This window comes from Arthrobacter sp. AFG20 (assembly GCF_002892795.1).
Classification (GTDB): Bacteria; Actinomycetota; Actinomycetes; order Actinomycetales; family Micrococcaceae; genus Arthrobacter.
On the sequence record NZ_PJMC01000004.1, the window covers coordinates 260321 to 275574 of the forward strand.

General features: G+C 63.9%; 17 protein-coding genes and 2 pseudogenes. 7 read left to right on the forward strand and 12 right to left on the reverse strand.

The genetic code is table 11. The features are described 5' to 3' along the window. Positions 1-51: 51 nt before the first annotated feature. The 4 genes from CXZ05_RS06590 to CXZ05_RS22790 form a co-directional block, all read right to left on the reverse strand. Positions 52-252 (reverse strand): hypothetical protein, encoded by a 201-nt coding sequence (locus CXZ05_RS06590; RefSeq protein WP_102971809.1) that lies wholly within the window; start codon positions 250-252, stop codon positions 52-54. A gap of 25 nt (positions 253-277) precedes the next feature. Continuing rightward, entirely contained in the window at positions 278-553 is a 276-nt protein-coding gene (locus tag CXZ05_RS06595) for a hypothetical protein (RefSeq protein WP_102971810.1), read from the reverse strand. Positions 554-572: 19 nt separating this feature from the next. Beyond that, a complete protein-coding gene (locus CXZ05_RS06600; protein WP_102971811.1) occupies positions 573-905 on the reverse strand; it encodes a hypothetical protein in 333 nt (110 codons plus the stop codon). Positions 906-973: 68 nt separating this feature from the next. Beyond that, positions 974-1249 carry a helicase associated domain-containing protein gene (locus CXZ05_RS22790; protein WP_146033061.1) on the reverse strand — a complete coding sequence of 92 codons (276 nt, stop codon included), beginning with the start codon at positions 1247-1249 and terminating at the stop codon, positions 974-976. A gap of 679 nt (positions 1250-1928) precedes the next feature. Here CXZ05_RS22790 and CXZ05_RS06605 point away from each other — a divergent pair. Further along, positions 1929-5015, forward strand: coding sequence for an Ig-like domain-containing protein (locus CXZ05_RS06605; RefSeq protein WP_102971812.1), 3087 nt, complete (start codon positions 1929-1931; stop codon positions 5013-5015). 494 nt (positions 5016-5509) lie between these two features. On the opposite strand, the gene CXZ05_RS23355 is transcribed toward CXZ05_RS06605, so the two are convergent. After that, positions 5510-5635 (reverse strand): hypothetical protein, encoded by a 126-nt coding sequence (locus CXZ05_RS23355; protein ID WP_258006473.1) that lies wholly within the window; start codon positions 5633-5635, stop codon positions 5510-5512. Between the two features lie 531 nt (positions 5636-6166). On the opposite strand from CXZ05_RS23355, the gene CXZ05_RS06610 reads away from it, so the two are divergent. The 4 genes from CXZ05_RS06610 (at position 6167) to CXZ05_RS06625 (ending at position 8009) form a co-directional block, all read left to right on the forward strand. Then, positions 6167-6568, forward strand: a complete 402-nt coding sequence (locus tag CXZ05_RS06610; protein ID WP_102971813.1) for a hypothetical protein — start codon at positions 6167-6169, stop codon at positions 6566-6568. Beyond that, on the forward strand, positions 6565-6969 hold the full coding sequence (locus CXZ05_RS06615) for a hypothetical protein (RefSeq protein WP_102971814.1): 405 nt from the start codon (positions 6565-6567) through the stop codon (positions 6967-6969). The genes CXZ05_RS06610 and CXZ05_RS06615 overlap by 4 nt, the downstream gene beginning before the upstream one ends. A gap of 20 nt (positions 6970-6989) precedes the next feature. Next, a complete protein-coding gene (locus tag CXZ05_RS22795) occupies positions 6990-7256 on the forward strand; it encodes a hypothetical protein (protein WP_146033062.1) in 267 nt (88 codons plus the stop codon). A 393-nt stretch (positions 7257-7649) separates the two neighbouring features. Next, entirely contained in the window at positions 7650-8009 is a 360-nt protein-coding gene (locus CXZ05_RS06625; RefSeq protein WP_102971816.1) for a hypothetical protein, read from the forward strand. A 225-nt stretch (positions 8010-8234) separates the two neighbouring features. On the opposite strand, the gene CXZ05_RS06630 is transcribed toward CXZ05_RS06625, so the two are convergent. The 3 genes from CXZ05_RS06630 to CXZ05_RS23065 are packed head-to-tail and all read right to left on the reverse strand — an operon-like array spanning position 8235 to position 9251. Then, complete coding sequence (locus CXZ05_RS06630) at positions 8235-8426, reverse strand: ANTAR domain-containing protein (RefSeq protein WP_102971817.1); 192 nt, start codon at positions 8424-8426, stop codon at positions 8235-8237. Continuing rightward, entirely contained in the window at positions 8348-8878 is a 531-nt protein-coding gene (locus CXZ05_RS23680; RefSeq protein WP_374754630.1) for a GAF domain-containing protein, read from the reverse strand. The genes CXZ05_RS06630 and CXZ05_RS23680 overlap by 79 nt, the downstream gene beginning before the upstream one ends. A gap of 25 nt (positions 8879-8903) precedes the next feature. Continuing rightward, the gene (locus CXZ05_RS23065) at positions 8904-9251 is read right to left on the reverse strand and encodes a helix-turn-helix domain-containing protein (RefSeq protein ID WP_180987303.1); all 348 of its coding nucleotides are present in this window, start codon (positions 9249-9251) and stop codon (positions 8904-8906) included. Between the two features lie 1414 nt (positions 9252-10665). On the opposite strand from CXZ05_RS23065, the gene CXZ05_RS06640 reads away from it, so the two are divergent. Beyond that, on the forward strand, positions 10666-11235 hold the full coding sequence (locus CXZ05_RS06640; protein ID WP_102971819.1) for a hypothetical protein: 570 nt from the start codon (positions 10666-10668) through the stop codon (positions 11233-11235). 831 nt (positions 11236-12066) lie between these two features. Here the strand turns inward: CXZ05_RS06640 and CXZ05_RS06650 are convergent. The 4 genes and pseudogenes from CXZ05_RS06650 to CXZ05_RS06665 all read right to left on the reverse strand — a co-directional run. Then, positions 12067-12483 carry a CBS domain-containing protein gene (locus CXZ05_RS06650; RefSeq protein WP_102971820.1) on the reverse strand — a complete coding sequence of 139 codons (417 nt, stop codon included), beginning with the start codon at positions 12481-12483 and terminating at the stop codon, positions 12067-12069. 156 nt (positions 12484-12639) lie between these two features. Continuing rightward, the gene (locus tag CXZ05_RS06655; protein ID WP_102971821.1) at positions 12640-13050 is read right to left on the reverse strand and encodes a four-helix bundle copper-binding protein; all 411 of its coding nucleotides are present in this window, start codon (positions 13048-13050) and stop codon (positions 12640-12642) included. A 202-nt stretch (positions 13051-13252) separates the two neighbouring features. Next, positions 13253-13777: pseudogene (locus tag CXZ05_RS06660) on the reverse strand (HAD-IC family P-type ATPase); the annotation flags it as partial. Beyond that, positions 13770-13916 (reverse strand): annotated as a pseudogene (locus CXZ05_RS06665) (YidH family protein); the annotation flags it as partial. The pseudogenes CXZ05_RS06665 and CXZ05_RS06660, both read right to left, overlap by 8 nt. 211 nt (positions 13917-14127) lie before the next feature. Here CXZ05_RS06665 and CXZ05_RS06670 point away from each other — a divergent pair. Beyond that, a complete protein-coding gene (locus CXZ05_RS06670; protein ID WP_180987304.1) occupies positions 14128-15252 on the forward strand; it encodes an EAL domain-containing protein in 1125 nt (374 codons plus the stop codon). Positions 15253-15254: the final 2 nt, after the last annotated feature.

Sequence of the window (15254 nt, forward strand, 5' to 3'; positions counted from 1 at the left end):
GCATTAGGCCAAAGTCAACACAGCGGCGCTTCATGCCAACGGAATACCCAGTCAGGTCCTTGCCTTGGCGGGACCAGAGAGCCGTGCCATCCCGACCAGCTCCGCCAGGTACCCGGCACCGTTGCGCTGCGCGAGGTCGTCCAGGACTTCGCGCATGCGGCCCGTCATTTCACTGGGGCCTTCTAATTCCTCGGCGGCGATGCGCGTCAGTGTCAGCGTGGCCAGCCGCGGATCGTCGTAGATCAGTCCCATGGGCCCACGCTACGCAAGGGGTGGATCAGTTGTCAGTGATGGATTCCAGCAGCCACTGCTCCGACAGCGGATCGCGGCGCAGCTCGAAGGTCCGCAGTGCCGACGTTGAGGACCCGAGGCGTACCTGCACGCGCCAGTGTTCGATGTGCACGACGTTCCCGGCACCGACCGGTGCGCTGCGCCGGGTCGCCCACCAGGAGTCCCGGTCGAACCAGTGCACCGGTTCCGCTGCCACGGCCCAGACCCGGCCGTCGTAGCGGACGGCCAGGGGAGTGCCGGTGGCGGTGAACCGGACGTCCACCGGGGCGCCTAGGGTTGTTTCATTCAGTGTTGCTGTCACGGTTGGTCCGCTCTCCCAAGTTTCTGTTCATCATTTCTTCGCGGCGGGTCACCGCGGAGCTCCACACCCATGTCCGGTAGGTCACCGGCCCGTCCTGCCACGTCACTTCGGCTGCCTTGGGTGTCCAGGCGAACACCTCGCCGTCTACCAGCTCGGCGCAGTTCGGGAACCGGATCCACGCCTTCACCGGAATCCCGGGGAAGCCGTTCTTGACCGGGAAGTGCTCGAAATCGAGCTCCTCCACCGTCAGCCCGATCGGGCCGGCCCGGCGGGCGTACCGCGCCTGCAAAGCGCTGGCTTGCTCTGGTCCCATAACACAACCTTAGAACATATATTCGAATAGACGCGCCAGTAAAAAGCGGCCCTCTGAGCCGCCGCTGTTCATTCTGGGGGAGGGGTACGACAAAGAACGGGTTGCACGCCGATGGGAACAGCGTGAGGTTTGCGGCCGCGTTGCCGGCCGGTGCGCCAGCCCGGCAGCACCTCATCCAGCGCCCGTGCCTTGTCGGGTTCGAGGTCGCCGCGGCGTGCCTTTTGGCGCTGGGCGTGCAGCCGGACGCCGAGGTCATGTTCCTCACCGATTACAGCGGCCGTGTGTGGGGCCGGTCCTGCCCGGCCGTCCGGTACCGCACCAGTGCGGCGAGCCGGTCCTGTCATCTGGCCTCATCCGCCACGGCCCGCGGCGACCAGTGCCAGTCCGGCAGTGCGGCGAGCCCGTCACGGTGGGGCGGGTGCGAGTGTCCCGGCCGCGGCGTCCCGGCGGCGCCGCTCCAACCAGGACGCCAGCCTCCGCTCCAAGTGCCACGGACAGGTGATAGCCGACCGTCGCGGCCGGGACCCGGGTAAGCGCGGCGATCCGGGAGCGGGTCAGCCCGCCCCGGTACATCAGCACCCACTCGGCGTTCGGACCGGCAGTACGCCGCCTAGTTGTCACGGCATGGGCGGTCAAGGCGAGGATGAGGGCTGCAGCGCCCGCCGCGAAGCCTGCGGACCGGCCTCAAACCCCTCGGATGCGGGGCCCTGTCTTGCTCGCCGACAGCCAGCAGGCCCGGCCACGGGCTCCGGTTAGATGGGCGGAACGGTCAGCAACAGAGGGGCGACGGCTGCCGAGGCGACGGGGCTTTCTTCACAGTGCAAATAGAGGGTTCCCCCAAATTGGGCGGCCAGGACGGGCTTTCCGCAGGCGAGGCGGATTCTGTCGAGATGTGTGGTGCCCAAGCTCCATCAAGGATGTTTCCAAGATCACCCTGTTAGTCCTTGACCTCAGCGCGACACCACAGCTCGCGCTTCTGAGGCCCCGGTCTCTGGAGAAAATGCTCAACAGGGGGAGGACGATATGTTCCAGAATTTCGATGCCAAACGCGCCACCCGCGCCAAGAGCTCTGGCGGGCGGGACCCGGCGCCCCGGCCCGGGGCGGCCTCAGGGCTGCGCCGTTGGTTGGCGACCGCAGTGTCCACGACCATGCTGGCGGCTGCGCTGGCACCGCTGGGCGTTGCCCCGGTGCAGGCGGCAGTGGCGGGAATGGGTGCGGTAGACCCGCAGAATGGCTTTCCCACCTGGTATTCAGACGGCAACGTCAAACTGCAGCTGTGCTACATGGCTGGTGCCGGGTGCCTCTCCGAGCCCCCGGACGCGGCGAAGCCGGCATCCTATCCGGACAATTTCCCGGAGGAGGCCTTCTGGTTCCAGGCCAGCGCCACAAGCGGGAACCTGCTCTACGAAGCGGCCCTGGAGGGAGCCCACCTCAACGGAGCCGTCGTCCCGGGGGAGCAGATGGGCTTTGGCAGGCTCCGCTTCATCGTGGATAACCTCAAAGCCGGGGCATCGTACAAAATCACACACCCTTACGGCGTTAACACCTTCGTTGCCGCCCCGGACAAAAAAGTCCCCACCCTCGGCCGGATCAAGCAAACCATTGATGCCGGAGTCTGCACTCCCAGCGCCACGACGCCTTGTGACTGGGCGGGGGTCGGCGAAGCTTTCCTCGGTGACTACAAGGCAGGTACCACAGCGAGCTTCCTCAAACAGGTCGGAGCCGCCCCTGGCACCCTGGGTGACATCAACACGGCCCGCCCGGTAACTGGAGCCCCGTCCGGGAACAACTTCGTCACCGTGGAAGGACCCGACGCCGGAGGCCCCGGTGTTGACGTCCTGACCGTCAGTACGTTCACGGTGCAGGGCCTGATCTACGATGGCGCTGATGCCGCTCCGTCCGTTCCCGATCTGACCGCAGCCGGTGACAGCGGCCGGTCCGGCACCGACAACATCACCAACGCCACCACGCCAACGTTCACCGGCACCCTTCCGGGCACCGGTCCGGCCGGTACCACCGTGGAGCTGCTCGTGGACGGGGCCGCGGTAGCGTCAGCCGTCTCGGACGGCACTGCATACTCCCTCTCGCCCGCGTCCCCCATGGCACCGGGGTCCCACAAGATTCAGACACGCACGCCCAACCCCGCCTACACGCTGGATCCGAACGGAATTCCCGTCGACCCCGCCGCACCCCAGTACCTGGTCTCATTGGCACTGACCATCACGGTGGATACGACCGCGCCTTCGACGACCGTCTCCGCACCGTTTCCATCAAACCCCACACTGGACAGCACACCGACGTTGAACTTCACCCGGGAAGCCGGAGCAACGTCCGAATGCCAGCTGATGCCGAGCAACACCTCGTGGGATCCTACCTGCAGCTCCCCCCAAACCTACGATGCCCAGGTCGACGGTAACTACATCTTCAACGTCCGCTCCACCGATGCAGCCGGCAATGTCGGCGCGCCTGCGACATATTCGTGGCGCATCGGCCCGGCAGACACGGTGGCGCCCACCGTCACAGGGCGTGCGCCTGCCGACGCCGCCCTGAATGTGAGCACCACAGCCACCGTCACAGCCACCCTCAGCGAAGACGTCCAGGGCGTCAGCAACACCACGATGACCCTCCAGGACGCTTCCGGCACCCCGGTAGCGGCCGACGTCTCCCGCAACGGAGCCACAAATCAGTGGATCCTGGACCCGACAGCGAACCTTGCCGCAGGCACCACGTACACGGTCACGCTCACCGGCGGCCCGGCCGCCATCAGGGACGCCACGAATAACCAGCTCACGACCACCAGCTGGACGTTCACCACCGCGCCCCCGCCCGACACCACCGCGCCCACCGCCACATGGACACCATCAACGGCGGCCACCAACGTCGGCACCACGGGCAACGTCACCGCCACCTTCAGCGAAGCCGTCCAGGGCGTCAGCGCCGCGACCTTCACCCTGAAGGACGCTGCAGGAACCGCCATCCCCGCCGCGGTCACCTACGACTCCGCAACCCGCGTGGCAACTCTTGACCCGGCTGCCAGCCTCACGGCCAACAACACCTACACAGCCGCGCTGGCCGGCGGGGCCTCCGGAATCCGCGACGCCGCCAACAATGCGCTGGTGACATCAACCTGGACCTTCACCACTGCCCCACCGCCCGACACGGCCGCACCCACCCTGACAACACGGGCACCGGCCCCGGCGGAGACCACCGTCAGCACCACCGCCAACATCACCGCCACGTTCAACGAAGCAGTCCAGAGTGTCAGCGGCACCACATTCACCTTGAAGAACGCCGCCGGAACAGCCGTAGCTGCCGCGGTCACCCGCAACGGAACCACGAACCAGTGGATTCTTGACCCGACCGCGGCCCTGGTCCCGGACACGAAATACACCGCCGCCCTGACCGGCAGCGCCTCGGCCATCAGGGACGGAGCCAACAACCCGTTGGCAACAACCAGTTGGACCTTCATCACCGGTCCGGCACCCACCATCACCACCCGCACCCCCGGAACAGGAGCCTTCGCCGCGTCCACCACGGCCAACATCACCGCTACCTTCAGCGAAAACGTGACCGGTGTCAGCGGCACCACATTCACGCTGAAGAACGCGGCAGGAACGGCAATAGCGGCAGTAGTCTCCTACAACGCCACGACCCGGGTCGCGACCCTTAACCCGTCAGCCAACCTCGCTGCCGATGCCAAATACACCGCTACCCTGACCGGCGGTACCGCCGCGATCCGCGATACGGCCGGCAACCCGGCTGCAACCTCAAGCTGGACCTTCACCACCGGTCCAGCCCCCACCATCACCAGCCGCACCGCCGCCTCCGGCGCGACCGGCGTTTCCCGCACGGCAAACATCACCGCCACCTTCAGTGAAAACGTCGCCGGTCTCAGCGGCACCACGTTCACCCTGAAGAACGGCACCACCTCCATCACCGCGGTCGTGACTTACAACGCCACCACCCGGGTAGCCACGCTCAACCCCTCAGCGACCCTGGCGGCAAGTACCCGGTACACCGCCGCGCTGACCGGCGGGGCCGCAGCAATCCGGGACGCCGGTGGTAACCCACTGGCCAGCACAACCTGGACCTTCACCACCGGGAGGTAACGGACGACTGCACGCCTGCAACACAAAGTGCCGGGCCCCTGAACATCAACAAGCCGGTTCAGGGGCCCGGCCCTGTTTACGATGCATTCTGGACCGCATCTCACACTCGGCGAATGTGAGCTTCAGGAGAACACCCCGAAGGCGCCGGAACCGGGAGACGACAGCGGTGGCCACGGCGGTCATGGCAGTGACGACTGAACCAAGCCACACCACTTGAGTACGCCGCGACCCAAGGTTTCGTCCAGTTCTACGGGCACCCTGTCCATCAGAACCTTGCGGCCGCGATTAATGACGCCGACCGAGCTTCGGTGGATTTCCGAGGAAGGCGGTCTAGCCTGTCTCTAGGCTCACTGCGGCTCAGCCGTGGCGGTTCCTATCGCTGGGAAGCCCGCCCCCGCATCCACTTTGGATGCGGGGGCTTTCCGCTTTCACTCCGACGTTCCGTGGGCAGTCGCCTGCAAAGGTATCCAGCAAAGTGCCCTTTGCGGGGTTCGCTAACGGGTGTCTCCGGATTTGGGCTTTCGGTCCAGCACGAGGGCGACAGCGATCCCGAACGTCCAGACGTCCTTTGCCAAGGCGGTTCCCTGCTGGCTGGGACGGATGCCATCTGCCTGGGTCATGTGCGGTATCTGGTGCAGCGAGGCCGGGGGAGCTGATTCAGCTCATGACGTGAAGACGAGGGGGCCAAGGCTTGCAGCACCGAGGATCACCAGGTCCGGGCGGTGACGGAGGGAGTCCCGCCCGGACCCGGGATCTGACCGTGGTTCCTGAGGATACAGACGGCCAGGGCTCCATGGTGGCTGCGTCGCCTTGGGAAAAGCCGTCAAACCTGGGAGCGCGTTCTCCATAGTCGTTGTTGTACCAAGGTCCTGAAAATATCTCACCCTGGCTGGCCCTCGGCGGTTAGGGGGCCACCTTGAGCGGGCCCCCGATTCAGGTACATAGGGTCGACACGGGATTCTGCAAGGTCGCGGTGTCAGGCTGTGTCATCTGGCTGGGGAGTTAGACCTCAGACTCGTTCCGGTCAGTGCGCCGGGCCTGGCAGCGCACGCCTCGCGTCATGCCAGCCCGGCGGCCAACTCCCGCTCCAGGACGTGATTGCCGCGCAATGAGCGCGTCACCGGAGTGGCATCACGGAATGGACGGCGAAAATGCCCACCACCAGCAATGCCGCGTGGGACGCACGACTGGAAACGTTCAAGGGCAGGGACACCGCCCCATACATTGAGTCGGTGATGGCAGCGGCCCGCCGCTGTGCTGCGTGCTGGCTCCCTTTTGGTCCCGGCGCTGCCCTGGCCCTTACGGTGGAAATCAGCGAAGGCTGCGATACGGAGGGCACGGTGTCCCTTACCTTCGATCCTGCCGTCTATCACCTGCAGTGCCAGCAACCCGGGCTGAACGTGAGCCAGGCGACCGAGTGCATCGGGGATGACCTGACCTCCGTTGGTGCCCGGCTGGCCCTCAACTGGGGCGGGACCGGGCAGACGAAAATTCCCGTGCTGGCCTACACACTGGTGCCCAGCCTGGTCTTCGGTGCCCGGGAGGTGAGATGACATCCGCTCTGGTTTCAGCACTGCTCAACCACGGGTTCCAAATGGCCCTGAGCGACAGTTATAGCGAGATCGCGTCGCAGGCTGTCCCGGCGCGGGACACGTGCACCTGCACCGTTGACGGCGGTGGAGCGATCGAACTGCGCGTGGACGGTGCGCTGATGCATTCCCAGCAGCTGGACCGAACAGACCCCGGCGACGTCATATGGCACGAAGGAGCCAGAGCAGGGCAGGTCCTGGTCATCAGTTGTGACAACCTCCGATTCACGGACACAGGTCTGGAACTGGGCGCTGCGGCACGCTTGGGCACGCTGGTCACCGGAGCCGTCCCCGTGCTCGTGACGCCAAATGATGAGCAGCGTCCATTCCGCAGTTCCCGGCAGGCGAAAGGGCAGGACCAGTGATCCTTCTCGAACGTCCTCCCATGACCAAGCCCAATCGCAAGCGTGCTGCCCCGTCCGAAAGGCACCTTCCCGCCTCAGATACTCTGCCGGCACGGTTCATGCAGGGCGGGCTTCTACAGTTCCAGCTCAAGCGCTTGATAGGCGAGCTCCTGGCCCAAAGCGACCTCAATCCCGACATGCGGGCGTCACTGCTGCGACATTTGGCCATAACCCCCGACCACCCGGAGCTGGTTCTGCTGGCCCATCTGCGCGACATCCAGGATCCAAACGATCTGCCACCCTATTAGGTCAGGGTGCAGACAATTGGCTCCGAAGAATGATAAGGGGTTCTCGGAGCGCCTGGTCTTCAGGCGTTCCAGGCTCTTGCGAACCCTCCCCTTGCCTGCGGGGCTTCGGCGATCGAACAGCTGCTCCATGAACGTATGCGCAACCACGGTTAGCTCGAGGATGAAGTCAACGATCATGCGAGTCCCGTCTTTGGCCAAGAATCTGAAGCACTGGTGAGGCCAGCCTGTCCCAGCTTCCGTATACCGAGCACGATTTATTGCGAGCTGAAGATCCCCCAACTGCAGCCAGACTAACCCAATGGCAGCGTCCCACTTCTTGGAAGTGAGAGAGAGTCGTTCTTTTCGGCTGACCTGGGACTCGTATTTCCAGGAGGCGAGCACGATCATGGGGTTATGGACGAACGCGCCACGCGGCTCAAGGCGGTGAAGGCGTTCCACACGTTTGCGTGGTTCACCGTCGAGGCCTGCATGCTCTATGTCCTGTACTCCGGCATCCGGCGACAGTCGGACCGGAGGGCCGGGACCGCGGCAGCGGTCGTGGCCCTCGAGACATTAGTCTTTGCCGGTAACGGATTTCACTGCCCACTTACCGCGGTCGCGCGAAACCTCGGAGACAGTAAGGGCTCTGTCACTGACATCTACCTTCCAAAATGGCTCGCGCGAAATCTCCCGGCCATTCACGTCCCGCTAATCATCGTTGCGGTGGTCCTTCACTGGCGGAACCTCTCGGCCCGAAGACGCGCTGACGAGTAACCGGACCGTCGCCTTCCTGCAACCTTCATAGGCCGACGGTGTGGGCCTTGGGCGGGTCTCAACAAACGACCCTTTGTTGGGACCGGACCGGCCCGAACAGCGGGAGCTGGCCGCTGTGGATTTGATCGCTGTTTGGCGGCCTTCTGTGATCAGTTCGTGGCGGCTGCAGGGGTCGGTTGCGATATTCGTTTAAGAAAGTGGCCGTACAGACCGTTTGAAATTCTCTTACGCGTCGAAGTGCGTCCTGACGCTCGGGTCGTGGGAAAGCGAAGTGACTACTGATGCGGCGATGTCCCGGAGTTTGACGTTCCGGGTGCTGGAAGCGATCTTCAGGATCCTCATGGCCGACTCCTGGCTGCAGCGGTTCTGCGCCATGATGGCACCGCATGCCAGATCGATGGTGGTCCGGGATTCCATAGCAGCTGTGAGGTGGGCTTTCGCTCCGCCAGCTGGCTGATTCGCACGGCCAGGCGCAGTGCTTTGGAGGCATGGTATGAATACGTTTCGACCATGCTGATGTCGTCACCGCTGAAGCCGTGGGACCGGGTGGAGTACAGGTTGAGACCCGCTTCCGCTTCCCCCGCAAGGACGAGCGGGACGGAGAGGCTGGATCCTACTCCTGCCTCCAGTGCTGCGGCAGTGAAGGCGGGCCAACCGTCGTCGTCGGTCAAATCGGATACATGCACAACGACCTGCTGGCGGATCGATGACAGGCACGTGGATAACCGTGATTCCGTCAACCTGAGGGGTGCCAGCTTCCGCGAAGCGGCTGGGCTGGTAGGGGCGAAGTTCAGGACAGCTTGGCCTGCCGAGGTACGAAGGTGATGACGCCAGCTGCATGAGAAAGCATGACGCGGCTGCCGCGTCATGCAGGTCCGGCAGGTACTTTTCCTGTTATTCGATCTTGCGGCGGTAGAAGTGATGGGCGGCTTGTCTTGTGATCCCCAGTGCTTCGCCGATCTGGGCCCACGTCGCGCCACCTTCACGGGCGGATTTGATGACGTGCCAGCGCCTGGCCGTGAGCAGTTCGACGGCCTTAGCGTTCGCACGCAGCGCCTCCAGCGCTGCGACCTCCGATACCTCCGCAAGGAACTGTGCTGCGGCCGTCCGCGCCTGGCCGCTGCCGGTGGCAGAGATTTCGCGCCAGGTCTCGCCGCGGTTGAAGTCTTCCCAGACTTTGAGCAACTCGTGGATATCACCGCTGCTGAGTGCTTGCTCGACCGACCCCGCATCACCATCCATGACGTCAATCTAGTTGACGCAACCGACGGGTCAAGAGAAGCGCTTCAGCGCGGAGCATACCGAGCCACGGGCTGGCCCTATGTTGACGTCATGACGCCCGGTCTCGGATTTCATGCACACGACCAAGACCCACTTGGGCGGCGCTCCAACCGGCAGGCTCGCAATCAGATGCGGGAGTCTCTCGTCTAGAGACGGCCGGCACCGAACGCTGATAATGGATATTCCGTACACCTGCCTCCGGCCGTGGGAAAACTCGTGCTCGCTGATCACTCGGCCGCGGAATTGGTGGCCTTGATCCGTCCATGGTTGGGTCAGTTCAGGTTATCCACGGCTGAGAATTGGGAGCCGGTGGGGTAGCTCCCTGGCAGCGGCTCCAGTACGTGGCGGCATACGTGCTGGTCAGCTGCCGCCCGAGCAAACAAGTAGTGGGCAGTGCCGAAAAACGAGTACTTAGTGATGGTGCACTCTGATGGAATGTGTGAGTAGGTTAAGTAATCAAAGGTCCTCTAGTCGTAGAGGCATAATCGCGGCAAGGCAAGAGGAGAACTGTAAGCGGACTTTTCAATAGTGGAATCCGCGCTCACTCTTCATTCACACATGCATGCCGCACGCTGAAGTGGCGGCCAGAATAGGCAAAAGCAAAAACCAACTAAGCCATTCGGGTGTCCGTCCCGTTGGATTTTCCGGGCCCGCGTGAATTGTGCGCGAGAAGAAATTGCACGTGTTACCGGAAATCGCGCATCCACACGACTTAAGGAGTCCTCGTAAAGGATTCGGGCACCAGCAACAAAGGTCTTTTCAGCATTGCTCGGCAGGACCACGACAAGGGTGGGGGCGACAACGGGCACCGGTACGGCTAGTACCGAATAGCCGACCAAGAACGGAAAGGCCTGATGCCGCGGGCCGTTCTCACCACCGTTCCCGCAGAATCAACTAAGGTAAACGGCCCCCCTGTGCGCCTGCGGAGGCCGCTTCTGCCGTGCCCGCACCAGCGCTTATCACCCTCATGGCGTGGCAGATGGGCAGGCAAAGGGCTACATCACGGGGCGTGTCCCGCCGGGCCTGGGCTCCAAATGCCGTCTTTTTCATGGCGCCTCTCCTTTTGCGGGCCGCGAAACCACAGGATCACCGGATCGCATGAGTGCAGCGTCGGGAAAACAGCGGAATTCGCTTGAGGCCGGGCAAAGAAATTCACCGCGAACTGGTGCTCGCACCGGAAGTCAGGCGTACGATAATGAAATACCGGATCCAAGGGAATGAGCCTTGAAAACGAATCCGGCTTCCAGGTCTCCCGCAGCTTACGGGAGACCTTTTTTAATTTCGCGGCAAATGGCTGACACAGCCTGCCAACGCAACGGGATCGGCCAACGCTGGCCGCCCTAAAAATATTTGCAGAAAAATGCAGGAGCAAGAAATGACCACAACTCCAACGATCCGTAGCCGCCATTCCTTCTCGACGCGGTTCGCGATGATCTCTACAGTTTCCCTGGGACTGCTCGCCGGCCCCATCGCCATCGCGGCGCCAGCCTCCGCAATGGGCGATAATTCGAGAAAAGCAGATTGCACCGTCACAGCGCTCGACCCGTACGCAAAGGACCATGGGCGGAACGCCTTCATTGACAACCATGGCAACAAGGGCGGCGACCGCAACAAGTCGGTGCGGGTTGCCTTCGCGTTCAAGATCCGCTGCGACAAGGATGCCGATGTTCGTTACAACCAGAAGATGTTCCAGAAGCATGGCCACCGTGACATCGAGAAAATCGGGGACGCCTGGGACACCGTGTCGGTGTCCGGACACCACGAGAAAATCGTGAACGTCGAGCGCGTAACGGCTGACCGGGGCGACCGCTTTGTCAAGGCCTTCCACGCAGTTTGGATCCGTGTGGAAGACAACAACAGGGGCCACGGCGACCACAGGAACAGCTCGAGCGATTTTGACCGTAGCAACACGGTCACCATCTGGGTTTCGAACAACCACAGGTAACTCTCCGAGGGCTTAGCCACTGACTGCCTTAGCGACTGGGAGGACGACGGCGGCACGCAAGTGCCGCCGTCGTCCTCTGTTCCCAAACCACTTGCGTAACGGGCTTGTATCTCTTAAGTACCCCCTGTTGAGGTGGGGTGGTTGTCGTTTACGTTGGGAGGGCGGGGGTGGTTCCGGTTTCCGGCTGGGCGTCATGGCCCGTGAAAGAGATCGTCGCCCCCGGCCTGTCTTCCAAGCAGACCCGACTGAGGGAGTTGGTGGGCCGGAAGAGAGTGGGTGCGCAGCAGCGTTTTTCATTCCGGGGTGACACCGGATGACTGACAAGCGCGGGAGCTGTATCCGACGCTTCCTCAGCAGTTGCGGGCGTGTGAGGGAGGTCTGCCGCGGACGCGGGTATGAGCGCATGCCGGATCAGAGTCAACAGCCCTGGCCGTGCTGGCCCTGCCCACCCGATGCATTGCTTCGTCCCTGTCCTCTGAATCCTCAATCATCTGGAAGACCTCGTCGCGCCGATTCATCGCCTGTACCAGGGCATGGACGATCATCAATTCTTGCCTTATCTGCCGCTCATCGTCATCCATGCGGCGATACTTGCACGACGGAAGTCATGGCAGCAGGACAGGCGATGGCCCAGCGATTGACAATGTGTAGTGAAGTATCCGTCCCACTTCGGCTCAAAACACAAAGTTCCCGGCAGCGCATGTGCGGCCGGGAACCTGTTCACGGCCTTGGCTCACGCCAGTGGAACTGCCGGGACAAGCCCGGCGGGGATCCCGCTGGCCGAACCTGACATAAGCGGTAAAGCGAAGCAGGCTCTTCGGAGCAATAGGCCTAGTAGAACGAAATGAGCTCTACGAGTTCCCCGACGCGCTCTTCGGGGTAGTTCCGCGCGATGTCTGCCTGCGTGAGAATGCCGACCAGGTCATGGCCGTCGATGACCGGCAGTCGGCGGACTTGGTGCTCTCCCATGGTCCTGATCGCTTCTTCGATCGAGTCATCCGCGCCAATGGTCACCGGCTTGCCCTGACCAAAATCCCCGGCCTTTGCCGTGCGCGGGTCGCCTCCCTCGGCGAAGCATTTGATGACGATGTCCCGGTCGGTGATCATGCCCTTGAGCCTGTTGTCCTCCCCGCAGATCGGCAGTGCGCCGACGTCGAGGTCTTTCATTTTCCGGGCCGCCGCTTCGAGGGTTTCGTTTTCGCCGATACATTCAACGCCGCCGGTCATGATTTCACGTGCTGTAGGCATGGCGCTCTCCTTAGGTTGGTTCGCTCGGGAATTCAGGCCGCGCCAGTCGTGCCGGTGTTGGCGCGGCAGACACATCACGGTCACGGCTTAATGCTAAGTATGCTGACCGTTGGCGTCCAGACCTCGCGGTACGGCGATTTAGCCTGTCGAAATTTTCTAGGAGAGCGACTCCAGCAGCGTGGTGCAGGCGGCTTCGCAGCGGCGGCAGGCCTCGGCACAGATTCTGCAGTGTTCATGCATCTGGGCGTGCTTTTCGCACTCCGCAGCGCATGCGGCACAGGCGGTCCGGCAGGCCTCGAGCATGGACCGGACGATGGCGGAACTGTCGCCGGTCTGCCGGGTCAGGACGGTGCCGGTTACGGCGCAGATGTCCGCGCAGTCCAGGTCGGTCCGGATGCACCTGGCGAGATCAGCGACCTTCTCTTCGGCCAGGCAGGAATCGGCGCAGGCGATACAGGTCTGGGCACATTCGAAGCAGGCGGCAATGCACGCGGCCAGCTTCTCCTTGTCCTCAGTTCCGGTGCCCCCCGGATGGGCATTGAGCATCGCGGTGATGTGGTGCGTCATGGTCTGCTCCTGTCGGTGGAATCTGCGCCTGCCACTTATGACGCCACCCTAGCCCCGCCCGGTTCTGCTGTCTGCCCTGCTCCGGTTCGGGCGGGGATGCGTGGGTACAGCGTTGAGGTCAGCCGTCGTCTCTTGTCGGTCGTGGTGGTGCCGCTGCCGGATCCGCTGCCGCAGCCGGCCAGGGTGATTGCCGCAGCGATGGCGACGGGTTCAGTTTGACGCGGCGCAGCAGCTGGGCGTTGAGGGCGACGACGATGGTGGACACTGACATGAGCACGGCACCGGCCGCGGGGGAGACCGTGACGCCGGCGAAGGCCAGCACCCCTGCTGCCAGCGGGACGGAGATGACGTTGTAGCCTGTGGCCCAGACTAGGTTCTGCCACATCTTGCGGCCGTCCCCGACCATCGCCACCTTGAAACCCCGGCCCTGCAGTTCGCTGACCTTCTTGTCCTTGTCGGCCGGCAGCACCTCGGCGAAGACCTCATCGATGTTCAGCTCGTCCGCGACGGCCTGCGCAACTTGCCGGGCGTCGCCGGTGATCATGGCCACCTGGTTGCCACGGTCCTGCAGGGCCGCGACGGCCTGCCGGGATTCGGTTCGGGCGGCGTCTTCGAGGCTGATGGCGCCCAATATCTTTCCGGCGGCAACGGTGAGGCCGAACATCGCCAGGACGAACGGTCCCTGGTCCGGAAGCCAGCGGAGGCACACCGCGCTCGCGGCGGATGGGCTCCGGGAAGACGTCCGTGGTGTAGGCCTCCACCGCAATGCCGCCGGCCAGGAGCGCCAGGGAGGTGCGGATCCACGCCAGGAACGTGCGCTCGTTGGCCAGGGTGAACCGCGGGTCAGGCTCGGCGCCGCCGGGCAGGAGCCTTTTGGGGGAACCGGCTGCGGCGGGAGCCGGGGCCGGGCGGGGGAAGCGCGGTGGACGGCACGGTCACGGTCTAGCCAGTGCTGTTGTTTACAGGTCCGTGAAATTATTGTCACAGACGCGTAAATGCGGCTCACCCGCGCTTAAGATGCATCCGAGGCAGGAAGTCCAGCCAGCGGCCAGCAGCCCGGAACCAGAGGAGTGCCCATTGGACAATACCCGGTTCCCCTACGACGATGACACCTGGCCGGACGACCGGCCCGGCTCCGAGGCCCCGCTGGTGCGGAAACAGGCCTACGAGATTATCGAGGCAGTCCTGGCCGGCACTGATCCGGAAGGAGCCGAGGTCCGGGAGCGGCTGAGGGAGCATGTGGCGGCGCATCCCGGAAATCCGGAAGCAGCACTCCATGAGCACCTGGTGTTCACCCGCTCCCTGGCCCGGCAAGCCAACAACCGACAAGCCAACAACAGGCCAAATCCCAACAGGCAGGATGTGCATCGGCCTGCGGCCGGGGAACAGATCAGTGTTCCCGGCCGCGGACAGGCGGCCATCGAGGCGATCCTGCATGGCGGCATGCTCGTCACGGCGTTCCAGCCGGTCCATGATCTCGGCCGCGGTGGAGTCATCGGGGCGGAGGCCCTGACACGGTTCTTGTGGGAGGAAGACGGCAGCGGTGCAGGTTCCTGGTTCAAGAACGCCGCCGCCGTCGGGTTGGGCGCGGATCTGGAGTTCTCAGCGCTGCAGGCGGCTGTGGCCGCCGCGCAGGATCTCCCACACCATCTGGTAGTCGCCTTGAATCTCTCCCCGGCCGTATGCCTGGATCCCCGGCTGCCCGGATTCCTGGAACGCGCGCCTTTGGGACCGTCCCGGATCATGCTGGAACTCACCGAGCCGCTCCAGTCGGGCCAACTGGGCCCCCTGCTGGACATCCTGACGCCGCTGCGCAATTCCGGCATGGGGCTGGCGGTCGATGAGGCGGGCACGGACGCTGCCTCCATGCGCCACATCCGTTCCCTTCGGCCGGACCTCATCAAGATCGGCCGCGACCTGGTTGCAGGGATCGACGCCGATCCAAGCCGCCAGTACCTGGTGGCCGACCTTGTCGAATTCGGTCGGCAGACCGGGGCGGCGCTGGCCGCCGTCGGAATCGAAACCGCCGCCGAACTTGCGGTCCTGACGCGGCTGGCAGTGGCGGCCGGCCAAGGCCACTTCCTGGGAAGGCCCACGATTGACGTCAAGGAATGGGCCATCTGGGCCGATCCCGCCACGGCAGTCCAATACCGCCACGGGCGGCACACGGCCGGATGGCCACCGCAGCCGGACGGGCACTGATT